Here is a 12,595-nt window from a genome sequence, read left to right as displayed (position 1 = left end):
TTTTAAAATCGCTAAACCTTGTATGCTAATTCCTGCCTTGCGTCAACACAGTTGGTCATATGGAGCGAATTTTCCGCTTTATCCGGCGGTAAGCGCTGCTTCCCTGACCAGTCGCGGCGTGATGAAGATCACCAGCTCACGTTTTTTGCGCTCGTCGGTCTGCTGACGAAACAGACTGCCGAGCAGCGGCACCTTACCCAGCCACGGCACGCGCTTTTCGCCCTAGGTGCGCTGCTGCTGGAAAATACCGCCCAGCGCCAGCGTTTCACCGTCGCGCAGCGTCACCTGAGTGGCGATTTCCTGCTTATCAATGCTCAGCACCTGACTTTCCCCCATCGTCAGGCTGCGACCCGGCATGTCCTGGCTCAGCCGCAGCGTGAGCTGAATACGCCCGTTGCCCAATACCACTGGCGTTACCTCCATGCCCAGCACCGCCTCTTTGAACTCAATCGCCGTCGCACCGCTGTTACCGGATTTCACCTCGTAGGGAATTTCGGTGCCCTGCTTGATGGTGGCGGTCTGCTGGTGCGAGGTAAACAGCCGCCGGCTGGCGATGATTTCGATCTGGTTCTCCTGCTCCAGAGCGCTCAGCTCCTAGTTTAGCAGTTCGCCGCTGATAGGTCCGAGCGTGACGCCGGCGCGTATCGCCGGATTGCTCACCGCCATCGGCACCAGCAGCTGCGGATTGCGCAGCGCCCTGGTGACGACATCGCCGGGTGCGGTGCTCTAGCTGACACCGAGCTCGTACAGATGCTCTTCATTGATGGTGACAATGTGCGCTGACAGCTCAACCTGCTCCAGCGGCAGATCCAGCGCCTGCAGCCAGCGCTCGGTGTCGCGCAGCGCCTGGGCGCTGTCCTTTAGCAACAGACTGTTGGTACGGCTATCCACCGTCACGCTGGCGCGCGGCGTCATCAGCGAGCGTTCCGCCTGCAGGCTGCGGTAGACATCGCTGGCGCTGGCGTAGTGCAGCGTAACGGTACGCTGCTCAAGCGGCGCCTGCAGCTGCTTCTCTTCACGCTCCGCCTGTGCCTGCTGTGCCTGTAGCTGCTGCCAGCTCTCCGGATAGACCAGCAGCACGCCCTCCTCCTGGATCACGGTGAGTTTCGCCAGCCGCGTGACCAGCGCCAGTGCGCGCTCCCAGCCGACGTTATCGAGTCGCAGCGACAGCCGCCCCTCCACGCCCGACGCTATCAGCAGGTTGGTTTGCTGATAGTCAGCCAGCGCCTGCAGAATGCGCTCGACCGGCGCATCATCAAATACCAGGCTCAGGGGCTGATCAGCGGCGTGCAGCGGATTGCTCAGCGCCAGCGTCATCCTTTTCATAAAATCCTCCTTTTATTACCCATGTGATGTGCTGCGGCGGGCAGCTCTGCGTGGCGCTCAGTACCAGCGTATGTGCACTGAGCTGGGTCACCTGCCACGGTGCCACCGGAAAAGCAGCCGGTGCGCTCAGCCGCTGACGTTTGCCCTGCGGTGAAACCAGCTAGGCCACAAAGTGCGGCGCGCGACCAATGATGCCCTGTAATCGCCAGCCCTGCGGTACGGTAGCGGGCGCCTGACACTGGCTGGCAGCCAGCAGCTGGAACGGATCGCGCGCCAGCGCCCAGCTGCTGCACAGCAGTAACACCAGTGCGCTACTCCGCATCGTCACTCTCCAGCCAGAACTCGCTGTGTAACATGCCCTGCTCCGCCTGCAGCTGAAAACGCTGTGGCACCGCTAACGCCGTCGCAGCCAGCCCGCTGAACAGCGGCAGAAATTGCGTCCAGCTCAGGCGCAGCGCCAGCTGCTGTGGCTGACTGTCCGGATGCCAGGCCTCGAGCTGATTGCCGCGCGCCGCCACCAGTAGCTCTAACGATACGGACGCCGCCGTTGCCGCTGGCTGCAACGTTGCGATCTCCGCCTGAAGCTGTTCGATGGCCGGTCGCGCGTGCAGCTGCAGGCTGGCTATCCGCCACGTCAGTGCCAGCTGCAGCCAGCGCTGGATGAGCTCATTCATCGGTCGCCTCCTGCAGCCGGGTGCGCAGCACGAAGCGGTAATCAGCCTGCGCCTGACGTTGTACGCTACCCTGCTTCACCGCCGCAAACAGCCGCTGCGTCTGCAGCTGACGGCGGAACGCGCTGACGTCAGCCAGACTTTGCGCCAGACCGTCCAGCACCAGTTGCCCCTGACGCCGCTCCACGCGACTCAGCCACAGCGTCTCCGGCATCAGCGCGGGCAGTTGCTGCCAGAACTGCTGCCAGCGTTGATGCTGCTGCTGCCGCTGTTGCTGCGCCTGCTGCCTGAGTAACAGAGCATCCCGCTGCGCCATCAGCGTTTGCTGTTGCGCCAGCCGTTGCTGTATCTGCTGGAGCTGCATGGTCATACCGGCCCGCTGCCGGGCTGCGTGCTGGAGCCACTGTTCAGCGCGCCACCACAGCAGCAGCGTGAGTAACAGCGTAAACAGCAGCACGGCAACCAGCAGCGCCACACTGTGCTGGCGGCGTAGCAGCAACTGCTGTGCCCGCCACGGGAGCAAATTGACCGCCAGCATCAGTAATCCTCCGTGCGCAGCGCTAGGCCAAGCGCAATGGCCAGCGCGCCCGCCTCTGCGGGTAGCGGCGGTTGCAGATAGTGCAGCAGTGCCAGCGGCTTGCAGCGCTGTACTTCCGCTCCGGCAACGCCTGCGGTGAGGTGCAGAACACCGCTTGTGCCTGGGGAAAGGTGTCACGCAGATGGGCGAGCGTCAGGGGTTCGGTCGCCGCGCCGCAGGCGCTATTTTCGCCGGCCAGCGTCCACAGCCAGTGGTCGCTGAGCGGATGGATCAGCAGCTGATACGGGCGCAGCGGAACGCGCATGGCGATCTGCGTCAGCGCCAGACTGCTCAGCTCAAACACGTCGGGGCGCAGTCCGGCCTGCTGCAGCGGCGCCAGCCACTGGGCGATGACGTCGCGGCGCGCGGCGGTGACGTGCAGCTGGCTGGCGCTGCCGCCCAGCCGGTAATCCAGCGACAGCGAGGCCGCCTCTACCGGGAACAGACGCGATGCGGACGCGTTAACGTAGCGGCTGAGAGCCGGCTCACGCAGTGAGGTTTGCAGCAACGGCAGCGTACGCTGCAGCACCAGTTGCGGCGGCAGGCCAACGCGCAGTGAGTAGCGCTTCGGTAAATGACGCTGCCAGCGCACCAACATCTCCTGTAACACTGGCGAGGTTTGCAACACGTCGTTGCGTAACGTATCGTGCGGCAGCGGCTGCTGCCACCAGTATCGCAGCTGCCATCCGTGACGGCGTCGTTCAATGCCAAGGGCGCAGAGTTGCCCGTTCTGGATGTCCAGTCCAATTTGCCAGCGCTGAAAAGCCATGCGCGCGATCTCCTTATCGCTACAGGAAAAAGGATGATTACCCGCATTGCATGAAGAATGACGGGTATATCAAAGCGTCAGGCTTGCCTTTATACTACCGCGCGATTGTTTATAAACTGCCCAAACGCCAACAGATGGGAATTCTCAGGTGAAGTTCGTAAAGTATTTATTGATCCTTGCAGTGTGTTGCATTTTGCAGGGAGCCGGCACGGTTTATGGTTTGTACAAATACATAGAGCCGCAGCTGCCTGATGTGAACACATTGAAAGATGTGCGCCTGCAAACCCCGATGCAGGTTTACAGCGCGGATGGCGAGCTGATCGCCCAGTACGGTGAAAAACGCCGTATCCCGCTCACCCTGCAACAGATGCCGCCTGAGCTAATCAAAGCGTTTATCGCCACCGAAGACAGCCGCTTTTATGAGCATCACGGCGTCGATCCGGTGGGGATTTTCCGCGCCGCCAGCATCGCGCTGGTCTCCGGCCACGCCTCGCAGGGCGCCAGTACCATTACGCAGCAGCTGGCGCGTAACTTCTTCCTCAGCCCTGAACGCACGCTGATGCGTAAAATCAAGGAAGCCTTCCTGGCGATTCGCATCGAGCAGTTGCTGAGTAAGGATGAAATCCTTGAGCTGTATCTGAATAAAATCTATCTCGGCTATCGCGCTTACGGCGCCGGTGCGGCGGCGCAGGTTTACTTCGGTAAACCGGTCGATCAGCTTTCACTGAGTGAGATGGCGATGATCGCCGGCCTGCCGAAAGCGCCGTCGACCTTTAATCCGCTCTACTCGCATGCTCGTGCGCTGGCGCGCCGAAATGTGGTGCTGGCTCGCATGCTGGATCAGAACTACATCACTCAGCAGCAGTATAACGACGCGCGCAACACGCCGCTGACCGCCAGCTATCACGGTCCGGAAATTGCCTTCTCTGCACCGTATCTCACCGAGTTAGTGCGTCAGGAGATGGTGAAGCGTTACGGCGACAGCGCCTATGACGATGGCTACAAGGTGTATACCACCGTGACCCGCCATCTGCAGGAAGCCGCACAGCAGGCGGTGCGTAACAACGTGATGGCGTACGATATGCGTCACGGTTATCGCGGCCCGACCAACGTGCTGTGGAAAGTGGGCGAAGCCAGCTGGGATCACACCCGCATCGTCAACGCGCTGAAAGATCTGCCGGTCTACGGTCCGCTGAATGCCGCCGTGGTCACCAGCGCTAGCGCCGACGAAGCCACCGCCATGCTGAAAGATGGCAGCAGCGTTTCGCTGACCTTAGCGGGCGTGCGCTGGGCGCGTCCGTATAAATCCGACACCCTGCAGGGACCGACGCCGCACAGCGTCACTCAGGTTCTGCAGGCTGGCCAGCAGATTTGGGTACGCAAAGTCGGGGATGCGTGGTGGCTGGGACAGGTACCGCTGGTGAACTCGGCGCTGGTGTCGCTTAATCCGGAAGACGGTGCGGTACGCGCGCTGGTAGGCGGTTTTGACTTCAACCAGAGTATGTTCAACCGCGCCACCCAGGCGCTGCGTCAGGTCGGCTCGAACATAAAGCCGTTCCTGTATACCGCCGCCATGGACCGCGGCCTGACGCTGGCCTCCATCCTCAACGACGTGCCGATTTCACGCTGGGATGCCGGTGCCGGCGCAGACTGGCGACCAAAGAACTCGCCGCCTACCTATGCGGGTCCGATTCGTTTACGCCAAGGGCTGGGTGAGTCGAAAAACGTGGTGATGGTGCGCGCGATGCGTGCCATGGGCGTTGATTACGCCGCTGAGTATCTGCAGCGCTTTGGCTTCCCGGCGCAGAACATTATCCATACCGAGTCGCTGGCCCTGGGCGCAGCATCCTTCACGCCAATGCAGGTGGCGCGCGGCTATGCGGTGATGGCCAACGGCGGTTTCTTGGTCGATCCTTACTTCATCTCGAAGATTGAGAACGAACAGAGCGGCGTGATTTTCCAGGCGCAGCCGAAGATCGCCTGCCCGCAGTGCAATCTGCCGGTGATCTATGGCGACACCAAAAAGTCGGTGGCGCTGAATGAAGAGTGCGTGGAGAACGTCGCCACCTCGAATCAGCAGCAGAATCAGACCGTGCCGCAGCCCGAGCTGGAGCAGGTACCGGCGCAGCCACAGCCGGCCGGCGATCAGCAGTATGCGCCGCACGTGATCAACACGCCGCTGGCGTTCCTGATCAAGAGCGCGCTGAACTCTAACATCTTCGGTGAACCCGGCTGGATGGGGACCGGCTGGCGTGCCGGTCGCGATCTGAAGCGCAACGATATCGGCGGCAAAACCGGTACCACCAACAGTTCAAAAGACGCCTGGTTCTCCGGTTATGGTCCGGGCGTGGTGACGTCGGTGTGGATTGGCTTCGATGATTCGCGCGCGCTGGGACGCACCACGGTATCGGGGGCGATTCCGGATCAGATCTCCGGCTACGAAGGCGGCGCGAAGAGTGCGCAGCCGGCATGGGATGATTACATGAAAGTGGCGCTGGATGGTGTCCCGGTGCAGCCGCTGACGCCGCCGGACGGCGTGGTGACGGTGACCATTGACCGCAGCACCGGCAAGCTGGCCAACGGTGGCGGCAACCCCCGTCAGGAGTACTTCATCAACGGCACCCAGCCGACCGAGTACTCGGTGCATGATGTGGGCACCACCATCATGGACAACGGTGAAAGCCACGAACTGTTTTGATCAAAAAAGCCGGGGGAAATCCCCGGCTCATCGTTTTTTGTCCCGTGCGACTTTCCGCGCCTTTCATTGCGCCGCCAGATGTCCTCAATAACTCAACCGCCCCTGCTTCACCAGCCACTCACGCACCATAAACAGCGCGCTTACGTTACGCGCCTCGCGAAAATCCGGCTCTTCCAGCAGCGCCAGCAGATTGCTGAGCGGCCAGCGACGTACAATCAGCGGCTCCGGCTCATCCCCTTCCAGCTTCTCTTCGTATAACCCTTCAGCTACCACGATATTCATCTTGCTGGAGAAATAGGACGGCGCCATGGTGAGTTTGCCAAGCGCTTCCAGCTGGTGCGCGCCAAAGCCCACTTCCTCTTTCAGCTCACGGTTGGCGGCTTCAAAAGCGCTTTCACCAGGATCGATTAAGCCTTTCGGGAAGCCCAGTTCATAGGTTTCCAGTCCGACGGCGTACTCCTGGATCAGGATCACGTCATTGCCAATGATCGGCACAATCATCACCGCTTCAAGATCGGAGGGCTTCATGCGCTCATAGACGCGACGCGCACCGTTGCTGAAGGCGAGATCAACCGCTTCGATGGTAAACAGGCGGGAGCGGGCCACCGCTTCCACGTTGAGGATGTCAGGTTTTTTCAGGGGAGTGGTCATATCAGTCTCAAACTTAGCACAGCCTTGTGAAACGCGATGACGTCAGCATACCGAAGCCCGCGGCATTGTGCGACACACAGCGCGGGTCAATCATGGTGACATACATTTGCCCACTGCCGCTAACAGCTTCTTGTTATCTGCACAGTAAGATTTTCACAATAAGTCAACGGGGTAGCAGCAAATTGGGATAATACCGATGTTTAATTGAGGGGCTTGTGAGTATCATCCCGTTAAGGAATAATCTAACAAATTTATAATACAATGATTTTGCGCGGTATTTTGTTTCATTTGCCTCTTGTCAGAATGACTTCTGCTCGCCAAAATTGACTCGTATTGCAGGTTTTACCGGGAGCACATCGTAAACGTGACGGCAGTTTTTTGGCTGGATTGAGCAAAGCATGAGCACTCTTATCGTCATTCTGGCTGTCATGCTAGCCTGTTCGTTAGTGGCCGGAATCGGCTACTGGTACGCTATGCGGCATCGTCCGCCGTTGGCGAAACCACTGCCGTTTATCAGTCCGCCCTGCCGTAAACTCACCGATGAAGAACGCGCTGCCGTTGAGAAGTATATTGCGTCGCTGGGTAAAGCGCGTCAGCACAGCGGCGGGCGATCGACCTGTTCGTCACGGGAACCCGAAGCGCTGGCGCTGACCGCACAGAGCAAATGTTTATCCCGTTACCCGCTCCATCACCCGTTACGGCCTCTCCACTGACGATCCCCACAAATGGCGCCACTACCTGGATGAAGTCGAGGTGCATCTGCCGCCGCTGTGGGAGCCAGTACATCGCTGAAGAAAACTACGTCGAGCTGATTCGCACACAGACCCTGCCGCTAGTGATCTCGCTTAACGGCCACTCGCTGGTGAACTATGCAGTGGAACAACCGGCGCTGCCGCCGCTGGTCCGGCCGATGTCGACCAACGCTTCGATTCGTAAAGAGGAGAGCGAAAACGTCGAGCTGCTGCAGGTGCGCAAAGAGTCGCCGGAAGAGTATCAGCTGTCGCGCGCCGACGGCACGCGTGAAGCGAGCGCCATTTGCTGCGCCTTCCTGCTGTTTTTCCTCAGCCTAGTGCTGCCCGGCAGCCTGATGCTGTGGATTGCGCTGCCCGCCGGCGCGATCGTCGCTGTCAGCCTGTGGTTTATGTACCGATTCCCCGGTGAAAAAGGGCTGCGCGATGTGCACTGTCTGCGCGGCGCACCGAAGCGCTGGGGCCTGTTTGGCGAATCCAATCAGGAGCAGAGCAACATCTCGCTCGGCATCATCGACTTAATCTATCCGGCACACTGGCAACCTTATGTGGCGCACGACCTGGGCCAGGTGACGGATGTGGATATCTATCTGAATCGTCAGGTGGTACGCCAGGGGCGCTTCCTGTCGCTGCAGGATGAAGTCCGCAACTTCCCGGTACAGCGCTGGCGTAAAAACCTGGTGCTGGCGTGCGGTTCACTGCTGGTGCTGGTGATGCTGGTGAGCTGGATTCCACTCAGCATGCCGATCAAACTCAGCCTCGCCTGGCTGAAAGGGACTGAGAGCGTGGAAGTGAACAGCGTCGATAAACTCACTGCCCTGCCGCTGCACATCGGCGATAGCCTGAAAGTGAGCGGCACCGGGATGTGCTCGGTCCCGGGCAATTACCAGAGCAACCGCAGCTACGCCTACATGCCATTCGACTGCTCGGCGATTTACTGGAACAACGCTGCGCCGCTGCCGCAGTCCGACATCATCGATAAAGCCGCCGCGCTGCTGGAGACCACCACGCAGCAGCTGCATCCGGAAACCAACACCGACCCGAAACTTAACCCGCAGCTGGCGTCGGCGATTCAGAAATCAGGCATGATCCTGCTGGATGATTTCTCCGATCTGGTGCTGAAAACCCAGCAGCTGTGCAGCCAGCAGCAGGACTGCGTGCGCCTGAAAAATGCGCTGGTCAACTTCGGTAACGCCAAAGACTGGGATACGCTGATTCACCGTGCGGATTCCGGCAAGCTCAACGGCATGAACGTGCTGCTGCGTCCGGTTAGCGCCGAAGCGCTGGAGAATCTGGTGAACACCGCCACCTCGACCTTCTTCTCGCGTGAGACGCGTCGCGCGGCGGAAACCCTTAACAGCCCGCCGCCGGGTGGATTCCTGATCATTAGCGATGAAGGCCGGCAGATGGTGAACCAGCCGCAGCCGTCGGTGGCGCTGTTCGATCTCGACGCCCCTTCACAGTGGCACGAACTGCAGCGCCTGTCCGGCATGCTGCTGCACACGCCGTTTGCCGCCAGCGGTATCATTACCAGCATTACCACCGATGCCAACGGCACGCGCCACATCACCCTGCACAACGAGCCCGATGCCATGGCGCAGTGGCGCTATCTGGGCACCGCGCTGCTGATGCTGGTGCTGATTGTCAGCGCCGTCAGCAACGGCCTGCTGGCGCTGCGCCGCATCCACCGCAACCGCCTGCGTATGGCGCAGATTCAGCAGTATTACGACAAGAGCTTTAACCACAACCTCAGCACTATGCAGAGCGTGCGCTCGCTGTTCTGACCCTCCGCCTTCTGTGCTACCCTGTCGCCCTGTTTTTCAGGGCGGAAAACAAAATGCCGATTACGCTTAAGGGATTAGCGATGGATCGGCAGCCCGCAACGGCACCTCGCCCTTGATTTATCACGTTGTACCCATACCTTTGGGTATCCGGCACCGGCCCGGTCCATCTTTCCGGCGTCATGCGACCGTGTGTGACCGATCGCCACACGGCGTGACGCAGCGTAACAGCAGGAGCCGCAATGAAAGAGAAAACCAGTGAAGGCGTTCGCCTTGATAAATGGCTGTGGGCCGCGCGCTGGCTCGCGACATGATTGAAGGCGGCAAAGTGCATTACAACGGCCAGCGCAGCAAACCGGGCAAAGTGGTCGAACTGCAGGCCGAGCTGACGCTGCGTCAGGGCAACGATGAGCGCACGGTGATCATCACCGCCATCGGCGACCAGCGGCGTCCGGCCAGCGAAGCGCAGCAGATGTACGCGGAGACGGCCGCCAGCATCGAAAAGCGCGAAAAGAACGCTCTGGCGCGCAAAATGAATGCCCTGACCATGCCGCATCCCGATCGCCGCCCGGATAAAAAAGAGCGCCGCGATCTGCTGAAATTTAAATTGTCGGGCGATGAATAACTCGCACCCCCACGAGAGAAACCTTATGTCTGTTCAAGATCAACTACATCGTTACCTGCTTGAAAACGTCGCCGTGCGCGGCGAGCTGGTCAACGCATCTCAAACCTGGCGCGACATCGTGCAGAACCACGACTATGCCGAGCCGGTCAAAACGCTGCTGGGCGAACTGCTGGTCGCCACCAGCCTGCTCACCGCTACGCTGAAGTTTGACGGCGACATCACCGTGCAGCTGCAGGGCGATGGCCCGCTGAGCATGGCGGTGATCAACGGGAATAACCGCCAGGAGCTGCGCGGCGTGGCGCGGCTGAAAGAGGATGCGGAGATCGCCGCCGGCAGCAGCCTGAAGCAGATAGTGGGTAACGGCTATCTGGTGATCACCATTTCGCCTGAGAAAGGCGAGCGCTATCAGGGCGTGGTCGGCCTGGAAGCCGATACGCTGGCGGGCTGTCTGGAAGATTACTTCATGCGTTCCGAGCAGCTGCCAACCCGCCTGTTCATTCGCACCAGCGAGAAAGGCGCAGCCGGTATTCTGCTGCAGGTGCTGCCTGCGCAGGAGCCAAACCTGGATGACTTCAACCATCTGGCCACGTTAACGGAAACCGTGAAGAGCGAAGAGCTGATTGAGCTGCCCGCTACTGACGTACTGTGGCGTCTCTATCATCAGGAAGAAGCCACGGTTTACGATCCGGCGCCGGTCAGCTTCAAATGCACCTGCTCGCGCGAACGCTGCGGTGAAGTGCTGAAAACGCTGCCGCCAGAGGAAGTGGATGAGATTCTCGTCGAAGACGGCAAAATCGATATGCACTGCGACTACTGCGGCACGCACTATATGTGTACGACGCAGTAGATATTGCTGCTATTCGTAACACTCCCTCCGGCAATAGCGATCAACTGCATTAATTAGCAAACGGGCGGTGACGCCGCCCGTATTTTCCGCCGGCGTAGCGCTATGATTTTTTCACGGAAATTAACTAATTTTCGCTAACTTTAGTTTCATAAGTGGCAGATTTCTCTACTTGTCACGTTCCAGCTCGCATTTTTAACTCTCTTCACTTTTCCACCTCGCTCAGACGTGTACACTGCGCGCGATCTACCCTGTGCGGCTATGCGCAGCAGGACGCAGAAACCCTCATAAAAAATGCCATGAAGTACCGATTTAAGGAGCAGTCACATGCGCGTTAACGGCCTGACATCGCAAGACCTCGAAACGCTCGGAATTAGCGGCACCACCGAGGTGGTGTACAACCCTGATTACGCCACGCTATTTCAGGAAGAGACCCGCCCGGAGCTGGAAGGTTACGCGCGCGGCACCCTGACGCAGAGCGGTGCCATTGCCGTGGATACCGGCATCTTCACCGGACGTTCGCCGAAAGATAAATACATCGTGCGGGATGACACCACGCGTGACACGCTGTGGTGGAACGATGTTGGCAACGGCAAGAACGACAACCAGCCGCTGTCACAGGAAACCTGGCAGGCGCTGAAAGATCGCTGCACGCAACAGCTTTCCGGCAAGCGTCTGTTTGTGATTGACGCCTTCTGCGGCGCCAACCCGGACACCCGCCTCAGCGTGCGTTTCGTGATGGAAGTAGCGTGGCAGGCGCATTTCGTCAAAAACATGTTTATCCGTCCGACTGAAGCCGAACTGGCTGAGTTTACCCCGGATTTCGTGGTGATGAGCGCGGCGCAGTGCACCAATCTGGACTGGCAGGCGCAGGGTCTGCATTCAGAGAATTTTGTCGCCTTTAACCTGACCGAACGCATGCAGCTGATCGGCGGCACCTGGTACGGCGGCGAGATGAAAAAAGGCCTGTTCGCCATCATGAACTATCTGCTGCCGCTGAAGGGTATCGCCTCGATGCACTGCTCGGCAAACGTCGCCAAAGCGGGCGACGTGGCGGTGTTCTTTGGCCTGTCCGGTACCGGTAAAACCACGCTCTCTACCGATCCGGATCGATCAGCTGATCGGCGGCGATGAGCACGGCTGGGACGACGACGCCAGCAAGACGGAAAACACCCGCGTGTCTTACCCGATTAAGCACATCGAAAACATCGTGCAGCCGGTGTCGAAAGCGGGCCACGCGAAGAAGGTAATCTTCCTGACCGCCGACGCGTTTGGCGTACTGCCACCGGTTTCGCGTCTGACACCGGAGCAAACCCAGTATAACTTCCTGTCCGGCTTTACCGCCAAGCTGGCCGGCACCGAGCGCGGTGTGACGCAGCCCCCGCCCAACCTTCTCGGCCTGTTTTGGCGCGGCGTTCCTGACGCTGCATCCAACGCAGTACTCGGATGTGCTGGTGGAACGTATGCAGGCGTCCGGCGCGCAGGCCTATCTGGTGAATACCGGCTGGAACAGCAGCGGCAAGCGCATTTCGCTGAAAGACACGCGCGCTATCATCAACGCGATTCTGGCCGGTGAGCTGGATGAAGCCGAGACCGTGACGCTGCCAGTATTCAATCTGCAGGTGCCTACCACGCTGGCACAGGTGGACGATGCCATTCTCGATCCGTGCCGCAGCTGGCCTGACGACGCCGCCTGGCAGCAGGCTGCCGAAGCGCTGGCGCAGCGCTTTATCACCAATTTCGAGAAGTACACCGATAACGATGCCGGCAAGGCGCTGGTGCAGGCCGGCCCGCAGCTGTGAGGTAGACCAGCCGCCACCACGGCGGCTTAGGTATGGCACATTTCATCGCGCATGCCTGCAGCGGCAATATCGCTGATGGATGCGCAATAAATTGCGCCGCTA

At 59.8% G+C, this 12,595-nt stretch carries 5 protein-coding genes and 6 pseudogenes; 5 read left to right on the top strand and 6 right to left on the bottom strand.

Translation table 11 applies throughout. From position 1 onward, the window contains the following. Window positions 1-78: 78 nt before the first annotated feature. From hofQ to pilM, 5 genes and pseudogenes are all read right to left on the bottom strand, one after another. Window positions 79-1,326, bottom strand: a pseudogene (gene hofQ / locus AC6I8M_RS03750) (DNA uptake porin HofQ). A gap of 160 nt (window positions 1,327-1,486) precedes the next feature. After that, window positions 1,487-1,648: a hypothetical protein gene (locus AC6I8M_RS03745; protein WP_498013677.1), complete on the bottom strand. Its 162-nt coding sequence runs from the start codon at window positions 1,646-1,648 to the stop codon at window positions 1,487-1,489. After that, window positions 1,638-2,000 (bottom strand): HofO family protein, encoded by a 363-nt coding sequence (locus AC6I8M_RS03740; protein ID WP_010617395.1) that lies wholly within the window; start codon window positions 1,998-2,000, stop codon window positions 1,638-1,640. The genes AC6I8M_RS03745 and AC6I8M_RS03740 overlap by 11 nt, the downstream gene beginning before the upstream one ends. Continuing rightward, window positions 1,993-2,535 (bottom strand): PilN domain-containing protein, encoded by a 543-nt coding sequence (locus tag AC6I8M_RS03735; protein WP_498013676.1) that lies wholly within the window; start codon window positions 2,533-2,535, stop codon window positions 1,993-1,995. Before AC6I8M_RS03735 ends, AC6I8M_RS03740 begins: the two co-directional genes overlap by 8 nt. Continuing rightward, window positions 2,535-3,343: pseudogene (pilM, locus tag AC6I8M_RS03730) on the bottom strand (pilus assembly protein PilM). Before pilM ends, AC6I8M_RS03735 begins: the two are co-directional and overlap by 1 nt. 148 nt (window positions 3,344-3,491) lie before the next feature. On the opposite strand from pilM, the gene mrcA reads away from it, so the two are divergent. Then, window positions 3,492-6,041: a peptidoglycan glycosyltransferase/peptidoglycan DD-transpeptidase MrcA gene (gene mrcA, locus AC6I8M_RS03725; protein ID WP_010617398.1), complete on the top strand. Its 2,550-nt coding sequence runs from the start codon at window positions 3,492-3,494 to the stop codon at window positions 6,039-6,041. 84 nt (window positions 6,042-6,125) lie between these two features. Here the strand turns inward: mrcA and nudE are convergent, their stop codons facing one another. After that, the gene (gene nudE, locus AC6I8M_RS03720) at window positions 6,126-6,692 is read right to left on the bottom strand and encodes an ADP compounds hydrolase NudE (RefSeq protein ID WP_010617399.1); all 567 of its coding nucleotides are present in this window, start codon (window positions 6,690-6,692) and stop codon (window positions 6,126-6,128) included. Between the two features lie 398 nt (window positions 6,693-7,090). Here nudE and AC6I8M_RS03715 point away from each other — a divergent pair. The 4 pseudogenes from AC6I8M_RS03715 to AC6I8M_RS03700 all read left to right on the top strand — a co-directional run bounded on the left by AC6I8M_RS03715 (window position 7,091) and on the right by AC6I8M_RS03700 (window position 12,493). Beyond that, window positions 7,091-9,225: pseudogene (locus tag AC6I8M_RS03715) on the top strand (intracellular growth attenuator family protein). A 239-nt stretch (window positions 9,226-9,464) separates the two neighbouring features. After that, window positions 9,465-9,847: pseudogene (hslR, locus tag AC6I8M_RS03710) on the top strand (ribosome-associated heat shock protein Hsp15). Window positions 9,848-9,872: 25 nt separating this feature from the next. Further along, window positions 9,873-10,747, top strand: a pseudogene (gene hslO / locus AC6I8M_RS03705) (Hsp33 family molecular chaperone HslO). 271 nt (window positions 10,748-11,018) lie between these two features. Further along, a pseudogene (locus AC6I8M_RS03700) lies at window positions 11,019-12,493 on the top strand (phosphoenolpyruvate carboxykinase (ATP)). The last annotated feature ends 102 nt before the right edge of the window (window positions 12,494-12,595 follow it).

The sequence above is a fragment of the Type-A symbiont of Plautia stali genome (assembly GCF_059731155.1).
This window is presented reverse-complemented; position numbering and strand designations above follow the sequence as displayed.